Here is a 15,566-nt window from a genome sequence, read left to right on the forward strand (position 1 = left end):
GAAAATAAACCGCCTCAAGGCGATCAAGCGCCAGATGTTCGGGCGCGCTAAAATCGACCTGCTCAAGGCAAGGGTGATGGCGCCAGCATGATACGAAGTGCACGGAATTTGAGTCAGACCCAATTTTGCACGCCGCTCCACAGTCTGCGTGGTCTGTACGACTGGGGAAGACGAAGTCTTCGAGCGATCCACCTCGCAGCTCAAGCCATTTCAAAAGGCTGGCACGAGCATCGTCCATCAACTCGAACTGGACTGGCCTTCCGGTCTTTTGCTGAACTACCGTGGCCCGCGTCCGAATTTTCCGATCACAAACGATGTCGCTGATCCTCATCTTCACTAGGTCGCAGCCACGCAGTTTGCTATCGATCGCGAGATCGAAGAGGGCCCGATCCCGGATGCCTCGATGTTGGTCGAGAAAGAAGCGGACGACCCATATCTGACGGGGCTTGAGCGCACGCTTGGCACCCACTTTTCGTCCAGCGTTCCATGAAACCCGCTCATGCGCGGCGGGAGCGAATTCCGATAATCCCATGACACGTCTCCAATGGCCGTGATGGCCACAGGTAGAACGCGTCAGAACGGATTTCCTCGCTTTGGTCACTCAGCGAGTGATGGCTGGATGAGGCAAAAACAAGAGGTTTTTACCTCAAAAAATGATATGCAGCGAGTTATAAGGGGGCTATTTATTGCTCATGAAGTGGAATTGGCAGCAGCCGGATTGGCCTGAATTTTGTTGGCATAGCGCCTCTTTGGCGGCGTCTGAAGCCCGATTCCTACAGCAGTCCGGAATACTCATCGGATCGGTAAAGCACCTTGTTGACGATGACCGTGCCGCCGTCACCATCGATATCATGACCGGCGAAGCCCTCAAGACGTCCGAGATTGAAGGTGAACTGCTCAACCGCGACAGCGTGCAAAGCTCGCTGCGCCGCCAGTTCGGTCTTGAAGTCGGTGATCGTCGCATCCCGCCGGCCGAGCGCGGCATTGCTGAAATGATGATCGCTCTCTATCGCGACTTTGCCGAACCGCTCACGGATGAGACCCTGTTCGCCTGGCACCGCATGGTCGTCAGTGGGCGACACGACATCGAGGCTGTCGGCAGTTACCGCGAACACGCGGACGCCATGCAGGTCGTCTCAGGTTTCAGCCACGAGCCAAAAGTGCATTTCGAGGCCCCGCCCTCGCAGGACGTGTCACGGGAAATGCAGAGTTTCCTGGCGTGGTTCGCCGCCACATCTCCCGAGGGGACAAGACCGCTGCCGGGCTTGACCCGGGCCGGGATCGCTCACCTTTACTTCGTGTCGATCCATCCCTTTGAGGATGGCAACGGACGCGTGGCTCGTGCGCTAGCCGAGAAAGTGCTGTCACAGGCCATCGGCCAGCCCAGCCTGATTGCCCTTTCACATGTCATCCAGCGCAAGCGGGGCGCCTATTACGACGCGCTGGAAGCGGCCAACAAGCACAACGAAATCACCACTTGGCTAACCTATTTCGCCGAAACCGTGCTGGATGCCCAGACGCACAGCCTTGCCCTGGTCGACTTTCTTATCACCAAGACGCAATTCTACGACCGCTTCCGGGACCGGCTCAACGAGCGGCAAGCGCGCACCATTGCCCGGATGTTCCGCGAAGGGTTGGACGGCTTCATCGGGGGGCTGAGCGCGGCAAATTACATCACCATCACCGGCACCTCTCGTGCGACTGCAACCCGCGATTTGCACGAGTTGGTTGATATGGGCGCACTGAGGCAGACCGGCGTGCTGAAATCCACCCGCTACTATCTCGACTTGGGCCGGTAGCGGGCTACGACCCTTTTCGGCCGTTCAGCCAAGGATTTTCTGTTCTCAAGTGCGGACCGGCAGCTTTTCTGGCTTGAATCAATTGAGATGGCCCCTTTCCCAGTTTGGATAGGGCCCAAGACTGAAGAGCAAGAGCCCGCACACAAGCGGCAAGACGGCGCCTGCCATCAGGAGAGGCGTGTAGCTGCCATATAGGTCGTGCAAAATACCGGCCATGAGCGGCCCCGCTCCGGACGCCAGTGCGATCGCGCTGGTCATCGCACCGAATATGGCGCCGAAATTCCTAAGCCCGCCGTAGCGAGCGGTGAGATATCCACACAGTTGGATCTTGGTTCCACCCGCATAGCCTCCGACTACCATTGCCACGAGAATCAAACCGGGCGAGCGAAGCGGCTCGAGCAGGAGAAGGTAGGCGAACCCGGCTGCCATAAAGGTGACGCCACCAACCCACCGCCCGTGAACCCGATCAATCAGCCAGCCGGTGACAATTTTGCCCGCGATGGCCGCGACACCGAATAAGCTGAGCAGCCACGCTGCGCGCTCGCGGGCGATACCTGCTTCTACGAGAATGGGGAACTGGTGGACAGAGATTGCGATCGTGACCGCCAGCAGCAGCACCGTCGATATGGCGATGCGCCACAGCCACGTATCGCGCCACGCCTCACCTATAGACAGGCCAGTGACCACCGCGACATCCGAGGCATATGCGCCGGATTCCACTGACGCCAGCCGACGCTGGTCGCGCGCATCAAACAGGAAGAGCCAGGACAGAACAAACGCGACCGCGCCCCATCCCGCGCCAAGATAGACGAAGGCCGCGCGCCAGCCGAAGTTATCGATCAGCACATTCGCCAGGGGCGGCACGATGATCTGCGCTATTGCCGTACCCGCAAGGGTCAGGCCAAGCGCCAAGCCACGGCCCGCTGTGAAAACGCTGGCGACCGCGACGGACCAGACGTTCGACTGGATCAGCAGAGAGACGACGCCCCAAGCAAGCCAGAGGACCATCCACTGGACGAACGACCCGTCGGCGAGCCCGAAGGCCGTCACTGCGATTGCGGTCAGGACTATGCCAGGTAAGGCTACGCGTCTGCTTCCCGCCCGGTCCACTAACGCGCCCAGGAACGGCGAGGCCACCATCGAAATAACGGCCGACACGGCGATGCCGGCTGACAACTGAGTCCGGCCCCAGCCGAAGTCCTTGGACAGCGGCTCCATGAAGACGCCCACCGCCGGCGTCATGATTGACATAAAGCAGAATCCGAGTGCGGCGGCGACGACGACGGTCCAATGAGCCCTCCACTCACCGGCAGCGGCTGATGGGACCTCGATCATCATAATTCCTTCACGGTCGGGCGCCTAGCTGCGCGCGTAGACACCCAGCGAGGCGATCCTGCCCGCGGCGTCGAAGCGATAGTGGTTGGCTGTGTTCCGCACGGTCCCGTCGGACAGCTGCGCGGCAATCTCCACCGCGATGCCTTCGGCGCCGGAGAAACGGGCGCCGGGCGTTGGGAACGGCGAGCCGGACGAGAAGACGCTGAGGTGCAGCGCCCGGATGTCCTGCTTGCCAGCAAAGCTCTTGCCGTTTGGCAGGGTGAAGGTCGCGTCGTCAGCGTATAACGCCATCAGCGCGTCGATGTCCTTCGCACGAACCGCCTCAAAGTATCTGTCGACCGTGCTATGCGGATCCAGCGGAGTTTCACCACCGTCGGCCTCCGTTGCGGCACGGCGAATGCGGGCCAGCATCAGGTCGCAGGACGCGATCAGTCCGGACAGCGCCTGCGTCTCGTGGACAGGAAGGTGACGGCAGTGATCGACATCCTTCTTGAGGAGATCGTGTAGGCCTGCAAAAGTGCTCGGCGCGCCCATGCCGGTGCGCGGCTGAACCATGCGCGGCCCGACGCCCAATGCGAAGCTTTGCGCGGAGCCCGCCATGAAAGCGTCGATGAGTAGCTGCCGGTCAAACCCCATATCGACGCCGACGTCGACGATCGCTGCCGACATCCCGTAGTTTGCAATCGAAATGAGGTTGTTGAGGAGCTTGCCCTCCTGCCCTTTGCCAACAGGCCCCAGCTGGGATAGCTTCTGGCTGATTGCCTCCAGCCATGGGCGAGCACGCTCGAGATCCGCATCCTCGGCTCCGACAAAAAGCGAAAGTTTGCCTTCGATGGCTGCGGGGCCGCCACCTGAGACGCCGACGTCGACGAAACCGACGCCATACTCCTTCGCCTTGGCAGCGAGCTTCTGGGCCAGTGCCGGCGAGACGGTCGAGTGGAGAATGACGATGCCATTCTCCCCCAGCGCCTCGAAGAGCCGTCCGTCCCCAGCCAGGCCCTCCAATTGCGCGTCGGTTCGCACACAGATGCCTAGTATCTCCGCCTTCTTGGCAGTGGCGATAGGGTCGCTTTCGCGCGCAGTGCCGGCCTCGTCGAATGCGGCGAGCATCTCCTCGGAGACGTCGCAACCGATCACTTCAAAGCCTGCGCGCGCCAGCCGCCGCGCGATGGGAGCCCCCATGCTTCCGAGACCAATGAACCCGACAGGCATAACCGTTCCTCTCTTAGCGATGTCCAGACCATCCCAAAAATCGTTATCTTTAATAGATTTTTTACGTGAAACCGCTGCTTACACCCATTTAAGTGCCATAAAAATCGCTATATTAAACTCACTGCTGGACGGATGCGACTTGGGACATGGCCAGCACACCTGAAGGAGGTTTGATGTAAATGGTCGGTAGAGCCTCTTCCGAAGGGCTGGTTGCAATGGCGGTGACCGCTATTCGCGAAATGATTCTCGCGCGTGAACCGGGTGTGCAAATCGGTTCTTTGCCGGAAATCGCTGCCACCCTTGAGGTTGGCATCGAGACAGTCCGGCAGGCTTCCCGTTTGCTGGAACATGAGGGGTTTTTGACGGTCCGTCGCGGCAACCGCGGTGGTCTTTTCGGTGCTCGGCCTGGTTCGATCGCGCTTGGCCGCGTGGTATCCGGCTTCCTGCGGGAAAGTCAGTCGCATGAGCGAGAAGCAATCGCGATCATGACGCTCCTCGATTGTGACCTGGTCGCTGCCGCTGCGCTATCCACGAACGAGGTCCTGCGGGAGAAGCTTCGCGACCACGCCACCCGTATAGACGAATGCGATACAGCCGAGCAGCGCGCGGCTTTCGTTCAGGAGATGCACGACATCCTCTTCAAAATGGTGGATCGGCCGCTCATGGAGATGATGGTCCGGATGAGCATGCAGCACTACACCACCCGAACTGGCAACTCGATATATGAGAGCAAAGAAGACGTCGAACGCTGGAAGGAGGAAAGGCACGGGATCGTCTATGCCATCCTGCGCCGGGATGCTGAACTCGCACGGTTCGAGGCTCAGCGGCGGCGAGACTATGTTTTGCAGCGCGTAGCGATTGCCGAGGCTTCAGTATAAACGTCGTCAGCGCGCTAATCGCGAAAGCCTAGGTAAAGGGTCAACGGCGTCCCCCAACCAATGCTTTCGATTTCAAAGTCGACCCTTTGTCGCCATTCAGCTGCCAATTTTCCGTTCCTAGGTGCGGTCCGTCCGCTAACCGGCAGGTCGCGACCAATGCACGAACATGACGTAATCGCGGGAGCGCCGGCCATGGGCAACGGGCTCGAGATTACTGGAAGGTTGGTTGCCCCCCGCTAGATGAAGAACGGGCTCACGATTTTGGACCGGGCCCAGCATCAGATGGAGGACAACCGTGGACCAGCATATAGGACTCGATGTTTCCCTGAAAGACACTTCGATTTCGGTTCGTCAGGATGGCAAGCGCGTTTGGCGTGGCAAGTGCCCGTCGGATCCGAAGCTGCTCGCAGAAGTGATCCGCAAACGCGCGCCGAATGCAAAGCGCGTGGTGTTCGAGACAGGGCCTCTTTCGCTTAAGGCCTGGGGAGATATTCGGCTTCGCGTGGCAGAGTTGACCAAGCAGCTGGTTGTTATGGCTGGCACGGATCAACGCTGTCGCCTACTCACCTCAGTACCTGGCGTGGGTACGGTCACTGCCACGGCCTTTGCAGCAGCAGTGGAGGATTCGATCAACTTCAAGAACTCGCGCGCGGTGGGCGCCTGGGTCGGGCTGACCCCGAAGCGATATCAGTCAGGCGAGGTTGACTATGAAGGTCACATCTCGCGTCGTGGAGACGCTAAGCTACGGACGTTGTTGTACGAGGCGGCCTCGGTAATTTTGAACAGGTCGTCGGAGACCAGCGCGTTGCGAACATGGGCACTCGCGCTGAAAGAGCGTTTGGGATTCAAGCGGGCCGCTGTCGCCCTTGCGCGCAAACTGGCGGTAATCATGCACTCGATGCTGAAGACGGGTGAGCTGTTTGATCCAAATGCCGGAGCCACTGCTCCGGCCTGACCAATATGAGGAAGGACGCCGGAACCAGCATCATCTATCGTTTCCTCAGTTAGCCCCCGTTCGGGGCGTACCGAGCCGTCCCTGCCGGGACGCGGTTGGGATCATTCCGCGAAGCGGGAAGCAACTGCCCCTTTTGAGCAGATTGCGTCACGAACATAGGAAGATCTCGACTACGGAACCCATCCTGCGGCGATCAGATTTGTGTCGACCGCGTAGACGACCCTGTACCCGGCACACGCGGCGCATCTTTATGAACGATCAATTCGTTGGACTTGACCGAGGGGCGATTAGACGACCCGCTCCGCGGGAGGGTCGCTTGGGGTGACGTAGCGTAGTATTTGTGAGGCTTTCGGCGGGGCGGCGTCGCCCGCCGACGGTGGAGTTCCTTCAACGGAGAGGAACTTACCATGGATGCTATCACGACTGCTGCCCCGACCCATTCGCTGCGTGAGCGGATGCTGCAGGACATGACGATGCGTGGCTTCGGGGCGCACACGCAGAATGACTATATCCGACATGTCCGGAACTTCGCCGCGTTTCTCGGCCGCCCCCCGGACACGGCCACGGTGGAAGACCTGCGGCGTTATCAGGTTGACCAGCACGAGCGCGCCGTTGGTCCAGCCACGATCAATGGCGCGGTATCGGCACTGCGGTTCTTCTTCGGGATAACCCTCAGGCGGCCGGAGATGGCCCTAGCGCTGGTCGTCGTTCGCTTCACACCCAAGCTGCGTGTGGTCTTGAGCGTCGAGGAGACAGCGCGGCTGCTCGAGGCTGCGCCAGGCATCAAGTACAAGGCGGCCCTCAGCGTGGCCTATGGCGCGGGCCTGCGGGTTTCGGAGGTTGCCCACCTCAAGGTCGATGACATCGACAGCACCCGGATGATGATCCGCGTCGAGCAGGGCAAGGGACGCAAGGACCGCAACGCCATGCTTTCACCCCATCTGCTGGACTTGCTCCGTCAATGGTGGCGCGAAGGCAAGCGGCGCGGAGTGATGCTACCTCATGGCTGGCTGTTCCCCGGCCGCAGTGGCACGGATCCGGTCTCGGCTCGCCAGTTGCACCGCGTCGTGCAGGAAGCGGCCGAGCGCGCCGAGATCCACAAGCGGGTAAGCCCGCATACACTGCGCCACTCGTTCGCCACTCACCTGCTCGAGCAAGGCGTCGATATCCGGGTCATCCAGGTGCTGCTGGGACACGTGAACATCAACACGACCGGCATCTATACCCAGGTCTCGAGCAAGACGATGCGGGCAGTGGCCAGCCCGCTCGACCAGATCGTGGCCGTGATGGAAGGCAGGGCACCTCCCGGTTGAGCCGGTGCGCACCTCACTCGAGGTCGCCGATATCTTCCGGAGCAGCGGGCCGGCCTATCGCGCGGCCCATGCCGGGCATCTCAGCCTCGGCCAGCTCAAGGTCATGACGGCCATCGAGAACTGCCGCACCGCCGCGCTGGGCGGTCACGTCGAGGCCTGCGACGACTGCGGGCACTGGCGGGTCGCCTATAACTCGTGCCGCAACCGGCACTGCCCCAAGTGCCAAGGCGCCGCCGCGCGCACCTGGCTGGCCGCGCGCGAGGCTGACCTGTTGCCGGTTGGCTACTTCCACGTCGTGTTCACCCTGCCTAACGAGGTCGCAGACATCGCCTTCCAGAACAAGGCGGTGGTCTATGACCTGCTGTTCCGCGCAGCCGCGGACACGATGCTGATCATCGCCGCCGATCCCAAGCACCTTGGCGCGCGGATCGGCATCACCGCCGTGCTGCACACATGGGGATCGGCACTGACCCACCATCCGCACGTGCACATGATCGTGCCTGGCGGTGGCATCGCGCGCGACGGCACGCGCTGGATCTCGTCGCGCCCCGCATTCCTGCTGCCGGTGCGCGTGCTGGGCGCCTTGTTCCGCCGTCTGTTCGTCACCCGTCTGCTGGCGCTGTTTGACGCCGGCAAGCTGGGCTTCTTCGGCGCTCAGGCTCATCTTGCCGCCCGCAAGGCGTTCCTGCAGCATCTCTCGCCGATCCGGAAGAAGCGCTGGGTGGTCTATGCCAAGCCACCCTTTGCCGGGCCGCAGGCGGTGCTGGCCTATCTCTCGCGCTACACGCACCGGGTTGCCATCTCGAACCGACGGCTCATCACCTTCGACGAGACCGGTGTGACGTTCCGCTACAAGGACTATCGCCGCCCTGCTGCTGAACGCCAGCAGGTCATGACGCTGGCGACGGACGAGTTCATCCGCCGCTTCCTGATCCACGTTCTGCCGCGCGGCTTCCACCGCATCCGGCATTACGGCCTGCTCGCCAGTTCGACCCACAAGGATACCATGGCACTGGCCCGCAGACTGCTGGGCGTTACTGTACCGGTCGAGGAGCCCGAACCCGACGAACCTCCCGACCATCGCCCGCCATGCCCATGTTGCGGCGGGCACATGACCATAATCGAGGCCTTCGCCCGCTGGTGCCAGCCCCGCGCGCCGCCATCATCGGCATCGCCAATCCGGGGGAATGCGCCATGATCCGGCATGGCTCAGGCTGCACGACGGTCGCGCCCATGGCGTCCTGGCCGATGACCCAGTGCATGCCCATTCCGGAATCGAGCCCAGCGCAGGGCACACCGACCAGCAAAACCACCACCGTCCGCACTCTGATGCCGCACAAAGTCACGTTGATCCGGCCAGAACCGACACTTGCGGATCAGCGTCGCTTACCCGTCCGAACCACCCCAAAGCCGCTTTACCCATAGACCAGCGCGTGGGGCCCGCGGGTTCCTGCACTGGAGGCTTTCGTACGCAAGCGCCCGAAACCCTTCACAACTCAGGTCATTCCGTAAGCTGGCCTTGAACGCCCCCTTTTGCCAAAACCCGCCATAGGCCAGAAAAAATCTTCACGCAGTTCGAACCGCAGTCACTCGGTTGCCATTCTTTCTAAGGCTTCTGGCAGGCCTGGAAGCTGGCCACTTCCAGTAAAGCCCTGAACAGGAAGTGGTGCTGTCCCTACATCCAGGCCAAGAAGCTCCGCTATCCCATAGATCGTACGTAGGCTTCCATAAGTCTCGAACAAACTCCACATCGGCGTGCAGAGTGCTTGCAATCTAGCCGTCTCCTCAACGTCGCCCGCCATGGCCGCACGCGTCAGGCGAACTGACGGCACTGGTAAAACGCCAGCTATGACGCTGTGCCACGCATCGCCCCCCCCCAGAAAAGCCGGAGCAGCACACCAGTCGCCGCTGTAGCCGATCCTGAAGCCATTAGGCACGCGCTCACGAAGCTGGCCGATCTCCGTTGCATAACCTGCACGGTCCAGCGGCGGCATCTTCACCGCTGCGACGCCCGAAACACGGGAAAGTTCGGCAATCAGGTCGTGGGAAAATTCGAAATTCGTCGTACCCGGATTGTTGTAGATACAGAGCGGCAATCCGGTCGATCCGGCAACAGCCTTGAAGTGGTCGGACACCTCCCGGTCCGACAGCTTCGCGTAGGACATCGGCGCGAGCAGCAGGCCATTGGCTCCAGCGCGTTCTGCCGCTGCCGCGAGTTCGCACGCCCAGCTTGTGCGTAAGGCTCCGACACCGACGACAACAGGCACACGTCCTCCAACAGCCTCAACGGCAGCTGCGACGGCTCGGTTCCGTTGGTCCCGGTCCAGATAGGCGTATATGCCAGTGCTCCCGAGGACGCTGATAGAGTCTACGCCCGAATTGGCGAGGCGATCGACGAGGGCTGCAAAGGCTTCGGTATCAACGACGCCATCTTCGTCTGCCGGTGTTGGCGGAAATGCGGACAGCCCTGAGAAGAGTCTCATGAATGATGATCCATCTGACTAGCGGGATAGTAATAGGCGCAGACCTGCACCCGCAAATGTCAGCGCGAGCGCTCCTTCAATCCATCGCCGGTTGCGGGCATAGCCATGCGCCATCGTCGCGGTGGAAAATAGTACGGCATAGCCGAAGAAGATTAGCGCCCCGAGCAGGACGCAGCCGCCAAACGCAGCAGCAAGTTGCGCGGTCGAGGGGTTGGGTCCTATCCCCAGCGACATGAGCCCCAACCAAGATAGAACAGCCTTCGGATTACCCATGTGCATGAGTGCCCCGCGACGGAACTGTGTCGACTTGCTCGCCTCAGCGACAGCTATCGCTGACATGCCCGGCTCGGCCGAACTTGCCGAGCGCGCAGCGCGAACGGCAAGCCACAGAAGGTACAGCCCACCCATTGACTTTAAAATCGTAAAGGCCTGACCGTAGCGCAGGAGCAAAGCGGCAAGGCCGGATACCGCAATCAAACCCCAGGCAAATGAGATTGTCACCACTCCGGCAGCCATGGCCATGGCCGATCCTCGACCTTTCTCCATTGCGGCGGACATGATCGCCAGATTGCTCGGTCCGGGGCTCCCGGCAACAAGAATGTAGGCACCGTAAACAAGGCAAAGATCGCTTGCCATCCTATGCTGTAGCGAAGAGCTTCGTGCCGACGACACCCACGATCACGAGCGAGATGAAGGCAATCTGCGCAGGGTTCAATCGCTCGTCGAACAGGACCACCCCCATGACCGCGACGCCGACCGCACCAAGCCCGGTCCAGACCGCATAAGCAGTGCCCGCGGGAAGCGTACGCATTGCGATTGCGAGCAATCCCATGTTGACGAAATTCAGGATGATCGGGACCGAAGCACCAGTCCATGTGCCGTTGGTCGCAGCCCACTTAATGCTCAGCGCCCACGCAATCTCAGTGATGACTGCTATCCCAAGGATGATCCAAGCCATCAATTATCGTCCCATTTTGAAATGAGGAGACGATGGTCCACGGTCAGGTGCCTTCCAGGGAGCAGCATAATGATGCTTCACCAAAATTTCGAACACGGCCAAAAGCTGCTTCCAGAAGACTAGTGCGCGAGGACGACGCGCATGGCCCCACGTGAGTTGGGTCATAGAATGATCCTTCCAATAAGAGATGCTGCTAACGCCAACATTACGACGCCAACAATCGCATCGAGAACCTTCCAAGCTGCTGGCCTCGAGAAGATCGGCGTTAGGATGCGGGCACCGTATCCGAGTGCCGCGAACCAGCTAATGCTGGCGGTCGCTGCGCCTACCACAAAGACAGGACGCAATTCGGTTGGCTGCGCTGAGCCAGCAGCGCCCATCAGCAGGACAGTGTCCAGATAGACGTGCGGATTGAGGAATGTGAATGCTGCCGTCGCGGCCAGCGCGCTTCCAAGGGTGATACGCCCCTGGGCGGTGATGGACATCGCTTCCGGAGAAATCATTCGCTGAAACGCCTTGACGCCGTACCAAGCCAGGAAGGCCGCGCCACCGATGGTTAGGACCAAGGTCAGTTGTGGCATAGCGCCTAAGAGCGCCCCGACGCCTCCGACGCCTGCAGCGATCAGTATCGCGTCGGCGCATCCGCAGAATAGAACGATAGGGCCGACATGCTCGCGCTTCAGGCCTTGGCGCAGAACGAAAAGGTTCTGCGCGCCAATGGCCATGATCAGAGCCGCCGACATGGCGAAACCAGTGACAAAAGTGGGCAGGGTGTGCATGGGCGGCATATGCTGCTCACACACGATGCAGGAAAACTTGTTCTTCTAACGCTGGTGAAGCATAGCTAATCCATGCTTGATTACCCCGCTCTTGCTGCTGTCTCGGCCGTCGTACGTGAAGGAACTTTCGAACGGGCGGCCGACCGGCTCGGTGTGACGCCATCCGCGGTGTCCCAGCGGATCCGCGCGCTTGAGGAACGACTGGGTAGTATCGTCATCGTTCGAGGGCAGCCATGCCTGCCTACCGATCTTGGCCGCAAGCTCTGCGCCCATGTCGACCAGGTGCAGCTTCTGGAAGCGGATCTAGCGCCCGTTCTGTCGTTCACGGGGGATCGAGTGGGCGCCCCCGTCACGCTGAAAGTGGCAGTTAACTCAGATAGCATTGCCACATGGTTTCCCGAGGCGGCTGCCAAATTCTCCCGTGACACTGGCTATCTTCTGGAGTTCATCATCGAGGACGAGGCCCACACGGCGGACCGGCTTCGTTCAGGTGAAGTCATTGCCGCTGTCTCGGCAGATCCTGGCACCGTCCAAGGATGTAAGACGATCGAACTGGGCAGCCTGCAATATCTGGCTTGCTGCAGTCCGGAGTTCGCGCAGGAGCACTTCCCAAACGGTGTTTCGGAAAATGCCCTGCGTCATGCACCGTGCCTGCGTTTTGAGCGCAGGGACGGCTTGCAGGCGCGTTGGGTGAGAGAAACGCACGGTATCGAACTAGATGCGCCGATGCATTGGGTGCCATCGACCTTTGGCTTCCTGAACTTCGGGCTTGCGGGCATGGCCTGGGGCATGCACCCGGCGATGATAGCGATGCCTCGAATAGCAGAGGGCCTGCTCATCGAACTGACGCCTGACACGCCCCTGAACGTAACATTATACTGGACCGTCACGCGGTTACACGCATCCGCGCTTCGAACATTCACCGATGCCGTGCGCAGCACGGCGAAGGCGCGGTTGTTTCAGGCCTGATGACCTAGTCGCAATGATTCAGATCATTAAGAAATCAAGCGGCGTATCGCTACGCGCACTCACGGGCGCAGCTAAACCCGGCGAGTTGATCCCACTTTGTTGATCGGGAACTTAGACGGCAGGATTTGTCGCATGCTGTCGTTCAGAAGTTGCTTCCGTACTGACCGCTTTGTCCCAGATCCCGCCGATTTCGACCCTTCCCAGTCGCTCAACACCCAAATGTCAGGCCCCATGTGCAGACTGTCCGCTTCGCCATCTCACATGCGTAAAATGGCCATTAAAAGAACTGGCGGGTTCAGTTCGTGGACAGAAAATAGCCGTCTCTTCTAGCTAACGTACAGCGAGGTCGGCTACCGCCCAAGTGTGGCTGACGTTACGTCGAGTTTCGGCGTTGCATGTCGTAAGGTCAAAAGCGGCTGGTCAAGAGCAAGATGAACGCAGAAACGATCATCTTTCAGACTAGGCAATAGTAGGCGGACCTCATCGACATCGTTGATGCAACGGCAGACGGCTCAAAAAGATAGCCCGCTGCGCCATGATCATCCGGTAGCGCCACATCACCCATGTATTGGCCGATAGTGTGAGCGCGGCTCCTTCCGAAGTTGAGCCGATAAGACTAGTTGCCGATTGACGAATCCTTCAGTCCGCAAAAAGGTCCTTCAACGGCACGCCCGCGTCGGCGAGGCACCCCACGTCAGGCGTCGCGCCCGCTTCCACCAGCTTGCGGCCCTGCACGTAGTCCTTGACCATGTTCACGCAGTCCAGCGCCACGACCTTGCCCTGCTTGAGATAAACCACCGAGAAGCTGCGCCCCTCGACGTCGCCGCGCGTCACCGTCTGGTCGAAGCCCATGTTGATCCCGGCCGTCTGCAACTTGAGATCATACTGGTTCGACCAGAACCAAGGGAACGCCTTGTACGGCTTCTCATCCCCGCAGATCGCCTTGGCCACGCACGTCGCCATGTCGTTGGCGTTCTGCACCGATTCGACGCGCATCATCGTGCCGCCCGCATAATCGCAGGCAAACGCCGCGCAGTCGCCGATCGCATAGATGTCCGGCAGCGAGGTGCGGCAGAACTCGTCGACGTCCACGCCGTTCGCGCCCGAGGCGCCCGCCAGGATCAGCGGACCGACGGCGGGCACGATGCCGATGCCGACGATCACCGCCTCGGCGGGGATCACCTCGCCATCGACCAGCTTCACGCCGGTGACACGGTGCCCGTCGCCCTCAAGACATTCGACCGCAACGCCGGTGCGCAGGTCCACCCCGTGATCGCGGTGCTCCTTCTGGTAGAACTCGGACAGTTCCTCGCCCGCGACGCGAGCCAGCACGCGCGGCAGGGCTTCGAGCAGCACCACGCTGAGCCCCATCTTCGACAGCACCGCCGCCGCTTCCAGCCCGATGTAGCCGCCGCCGATGACGACGATGTTCTTCGTGCCCGCATCGACCTCGGCCATCAGCGTGTCGCAGTCCTCGCGGGTGCGCACCGCGTGGACGCCCGCAAGCTCGGCGCCGCCGCACGACAGGCGCCGCGGATCGCCGCCGGTCGCCCAGACCAGCTTGCCGTAGCCAAAGGTCGTGCCGTTCGAGAGCGTCAGTTCCTTCGCCTCGGCGTCCACCTTGGTGACTTCGGTGGAGAGCCTGAAGGTCACCTCCTTCTCAGCCCAGAACGTCGGCGGGCGGATGTAGAGCCGGTCGAAGGTCTTCTCGCGCGCGAAGTATTCCTTCGAAAGCGGCGGGCGCTCGTAAGGATGCTCCGGCTCGCGGCCGATGACGGTGATGGTTCCGGTGAACCCGTTCTGGCGCAGGGCGAGCGCACACTGCGCTCCCCCATGTCCCGCTCCCACGATGACGCCGTCGGCTCTGCCCTTGCCGTTCGTCTTAAGGCCCGCCACCGTGTCTTGCAAATTGCTTCCCACGTTATCGCCCGACGATCGAGTTTGTGAAATAGTCAGAGGCCGACCGACGACGTATCACCAGCTTGCGTTCCAACAGTTCGCGTTCGGCGGAGCAAACAGTCGCCTCGTTGAAACGCCCCAATAACTTCAGATCACCGTAGACATGTGTGGCGAGCAACCCGAAAATACGCACGATCTCGGCATGGCTATAACCGCTGGAGGGGACTGCAGCTTCATAGCGCATCGCTGCCCCCTCCGGGTCGCGGGCAATCTGCCGGATCACCTGCAGGGTCGCACGCACGAACCTGCGCAGGACCATCGGCTTCGCCGCGATCGTGGTTTCCGACGCCATGATCGCCTGCGCCATCGCCGGATAGATCGCATCCAGTTCCCGGTAGTCGAGCCTGACGCCCTCGCGTTCGGCCTTCACGCCCCAGTCGACCGTCCCGATGAATCCATCGATGCGGCGCGAACCGAGCGCGGCGATCAGTTCGGCCGGAGGACGCGCTTGCGTGCTGATCCGCAGGGAGCTTCCGGACGAGCCCTCTGCCATCTTCTGCACCGCGTAGTAGGAGGTGTCCTTCAGCGACGGCACATCGATGGCCTTGCCCTCGAAGCTACCCGACGTCTCGAAGCTGTCGTGACGGGTGACGAGCGTGAGGAAAGAATGCCGGCCCAGCAGCGCGATGCCCTTGACCGGCAGATCCGCCGAGCGCAGCAGGATCGGCGTATCGCCGCTGGCGCCGCCGAGATCGCCTTCGCCGCGCGCCAGAGCCTCGCCGACGTTGAAGCCGCCCGGAACCACGACGAACCGGACGTCCAGCTTTTCGCGGCGGTAGCGCCCCTCCTGATCGGCCAGCAGGAACGGGGCAAGCACGATCGCCTCCCTAGGGGCGGGCAACAGGTACGTGACCTTGTCATCGGGCCGGGCAAGCACAGGCTGCCCGAGTATGGCGGCGGCGAAGCCCAGCATGCAGAGCGCCCGT

15 protein-coding genes and 1 pseudogene are annotated in these 15,566 nt (G+C 61.2%); 7 read left to right on the top strand and 9 right to left on the bottom strand.

The genetic code is table 11. From position 1 onward, the window contains the following. Positions 1 to 151 precede the first annotated feature (151 nt). A pseudogene (locus ACYPYD_RS08040) lies at positions 152 to 532 on the bottom strand (tyrosine-type recombinase/integrase); the annotation flags it as partial. Between the two features lie 12 nt (positions 533 to 544). Between ACYPYD_RS08040 and ACYPYD_RS08045 the strand changes: the two are divergent. Both ACYPYD_RS08045 and ACYPYD_RS08050 read left to right on the top strand, forming a co-directional pair. Further along, positions 545 to 727 carry a hypothetical protein gene (locus ACYPYD_RS08045; protein ID WP_459662808.1) on the top strand — a complete coding sequence of 61 codons (183 nt, stop codon included), beginning with the start codon at positions 545 to 547 and terminating at the stop codon, positions 725 to 727. Then, positions 693 to 1,799 (top strand): Fic family protein, encoded by a 1,107-nt coding sequence (locus ACYPYD_RS08050; RefSeq protein ID WP_459662805.1) that lies wholly within the window; start codon positions 693 to 695, stop codon positions 1,797 to 1,799. Before ACYPYD_RS08045 ends, ACYPYD_RS08050 begins: the two co-directional genes overlap by 35 nt. Positions 1,800 to 1,877: 78 nt before the next feature. On the opposite strand, the gene ACYPYD_RS08055 is transcribed toward ACYPYD_RS08050, so the two are convergent. Further along, positions 1,878 to 3,134: an MFS transporter gene (locus ACYPYD_RS08055; RefSeq protein ID WP_459662717.1), complete on the bottom strand. Its 1,257-nt coding sequence runs from the start codon at positions 3,132 to 3,134 to the stop codon at positions 1,878 to 1,880. Between the two features lie 24 nt (positions 3,135 to 3,158). Further along, positions 3,159 to 4,346, bottom strand: a complete 1,188-nt coding sequence (locus tag ACYPYD_RS08060) for an NAD(P)-binding domain-containing protein (protein WP_459662718.1) — start codon at positions 4,344 to 4,346, stop codon at positions 3,159 to 3,161. A 215-nt stretch (positions 4,347 to 4,561) separates the two neighbouring features. Here ACYPYD_RS08060 and ACYPYD_RS08065 point away from each other — a divergent pair, with 215 nt between their 5' ends. The 4 genes from ACYPYD_RS08065 to ACYPYD_RS08080 all read left to right on the top strand — a co-directional run bounded on the left by ACYPYD_RS08065 (position 4,562) and on the right by ACYPYD_RS08080 (position 8,690). Next, on the top strand, positions 4,562 to 5,224 hold the full coding sequence (locus ACYPYD_RS08065) for a FadR/GntR family transcriptional regulator (protein WP_459662719.1): 663 nt from the start codon (positions 4,562 to 4,564) through the stop codon (positions 5,222 to 5,224). A gap of 295 nt (positions 5,225 to 5,519) precedes the next feature. Beyond that, entirely contained in the window at positions 5,520 to 6,179 is a 660-nt protein-coding gene (locus tag ACYPYD_RS08070) for a transposase (RefSeq protein WP_459662720.1), read from the top strand. Between the two features lie 407 nt (positions 6,180 to 6,586). Continuing rightward, a complete protein-coding gene (locus ACYPYD_RS08075; RefSeq protein ID WP_459662721.1) occupies positions 6,587 to 7,492 on the top strand; it encodes a tyrosine-type recombinase/integrase in 906 nt (301 codons plus the stop codon). Between the two features lie 4 nt (positions 7,493 to 7,496). Further along, positions 7,497 to 8,690, top strand: coding sequence for an IS91 family transposase (locus tag ACYPYD_RS08080; RefSeq protein WP_459662722.1), 1,194 nt, complete (start codon positions 7,497 to 7,499; stop codon positions 8,688 to 8,690). Positions 8,691 to 9,078: 388 nt separating this feature from the next. Here ACYPYD_RS08080 and ACYPYD_RS08085 read toward each other — a convergent pair whose 3' ends face one another. The 4 genes from ACYPYD_RS08085 to ACYPYD_RS08100 all read right to left on the bottom strand — a co-directional run bounded on the left by ACYPYD_RS08085 (position 9,079) and on the right by ACYPYD_RS08100 (position 11,712). Then, positions 9,079 to 9,975 carry a dihydrodipicolinate synthase family protein gene (locus tag ACYPYD_RS08085; RefSeq protein WP_459662723.1) on the bottom strand — a complete coding sequence of 299 codons (897 nt, stop codon included), beginning with the start codon at positions 9,973 to 9,975 and terminating at the stop codon, positions 9,079 to 9,081. Between the two features lie 18 nt (positions 9,976 to 9,993). Beyond that, positions 9,994 to 10,611 carry a LysE family translocator gene (locus tag ACYPYD_RS08090; protein ID WP_459662724.1) on the bottom strand — a complete coding sequence of 206 codons (618 nt, stop codon included), beginning with the start codon at positions 10,609 to 10,611 and terminating at the stop codon, positions 9,994 to 9,996. A 1-nt stretch (position 10,612) separates the two neighbouring features. Beyond that, the gene (locus tag ACYPYD_RS08095) at positions 10,613 to 10,933 is read right to left on the bottom strand and encodes a DMT family transporter (protein WP_459662725.1); all 321 of its coding nucleotides are present in this window, start codon (positions 10,931 to 10,933) and stop codon (positions 10,613 to 10,615) included. Between the two features lie 161 nt (positions 10,934 to 11,094). After that, positions 11,095 to 11,712 (bottom strand): LysE/ArgO family amino acid transporter, encoded by a 618-nt coding sequence (locus ACYPYD_RS08100; RefSeq protein ID WP_459662727.1) that lies wholly within the window; start codon positions 11,710 to 11,712, stop codon positions 11,095 to 11,097. Between the two features lie 72 nt (positions 11,713 to 11,784). Between ACYPYD_RS08100 and ACYPYD_RS08105 the strand changes: the two genes are divergently transcribed. Continuing rightward, positions 11,785 to 12,681: a LysR family transcriptional regulator ArgP gene (locus ACYPYD_RS08105; protein ID WP_459662728.1), complete on the top strand. Its 897-nt coding sequence runs from the start codon at positions 11,785 to 11,787 to the stop codon at positions 12,679 to 12,681. Between the two features lie 639 nt (positions 12,682 to 13,320). Here the strand turns inward: ACYPYD_RS08105 and ACYPYD_RS08110 are convergent. Together ACYPYD_RS08110 and ACYPYD_RS08115 are read right to left on the bottom strand one after the other, a co-directional pair. After that, complete coding sequence (locus ACYPYD_RS08110) at positions 13,321 to 14,577, bottom strand: NAD(P)/FAD-dependent oxidoreductase (protein WP_459662729.1); 1,257 nt, start codon at positions 14,575 to 14,577, stop codon at positions 13,321 to 13,323. 25 nt (positions 14,578 to 14,602) lie between these two features. After that, a complete protein-coding gene (locus tag ACYPYD_RS08115; protein WP_459662730.1) occupies positions 14,603 to 15,553 on the bottom strand; it encodes an ABC transporter substrate-binding protein in 951 nt (316 codons plus the stop codon). Positions 15,554 to 15,566 lie beyond the last annotated feature (13 nt).

This window comes from Novosphingobium sp. 11B (assembly GCF_054589055.1).

What these genes read in the sequence shown, in the direction of transcription:
- ACYPYD_RS08045 (WP_459662808.1), top strand. Translation starts at nt 545, where the DNA reads ATGGCCGTGATGGCCACAGGTAGAACGCGTCAGAACGGATTTCCTCGC.
- ACYPYD_RS08050 (WP_459662805.1), top strand. Translation starts at nt 693, where the DNA reads ATGAAGTGGAATTGGCAGCAGCCGGATTGGCCTGAATTTTGTTGGCAT.
- ACYPYD_RS08055 (WP_459662717.1), bottom strand. Translation starts at nt 3,134, where the DNA reads ATGATCGAGGTCCCATCAGCCGCTGCCGGTGAGTGGAGGGCTCATTGG.
- ACYPYD_RS08060 (WP_459662718.1), bottom strand. Translation starts at nt 4,346, where the DNA reads ATGCCTGTCGGGTTCATTGGTCTCGGAAGCATGGGGGCTCCCATCGCG.
- ACYPYD_RS08065 (WP_459662719.1), top strand. Translation starts at nt 4,562, where the DNA reads ATGGCGGTGACCGCTATTCGCGAAATGATTCTCGCGCGTGAACCGGGT.
- ACYPYD_RS08075 (WP_459662721.1), top strand. Translation starts at nt 6,587, where the DNA reads ATGGATGCTATCACGACTGCTGCCCCGACCCATTCGCTGCGTGAGCGG.
- ACYPYD_RS08085 (WP_459662723.1), bottom strand. Translation starts at nt 9,975, where the DNA reads ATGAGACTCTTCTCAGGGCTGTCCGCATTTCCGCCAACACCGGCAGAC.
- ACYPYD_RS08090 (WP_459662724.1), bottom strand. Translation starts at nt 10,611, where the DNA reads ATGGCAAGCGATCTTTGCCTTGTTTACGGTGCCTACATTCTTGTTGCC.
- ACYPYD_RS08095 (WP_459662725.1), bottom strand. Translation starts at nt 10,933, where the DNA reads ATGGCTTGGATCATCCTTGGGATAGCAGTCATCACTGAGATTGCGTGG.
- ACYPYD_RS08100 (WP_459662727.1), bottom strand. Translation starts at nt 11,712, where the DNA reads ATGCACACCCTGCCCACTTTTGTCACTGGTTTCGCCATGTCGGCGGCT.
- ACYPYD_RS08105 (WP_459662728.1), top strand. Translation starts at nt 11,785, where the DNA reads ATGCTTGATTACCCCGCTCTTGCTGCTGTCTCGGCCGTCGTACGTGAA.
- ACYPYD_RS08115 (WP_459662730.1), bottom strand. Translation starts at nt 15,553, where the DNA reads ATGCTGGGCTTCGCCGCCGCCATACTCGGGCAGCCTGTGCTTGCCCGG.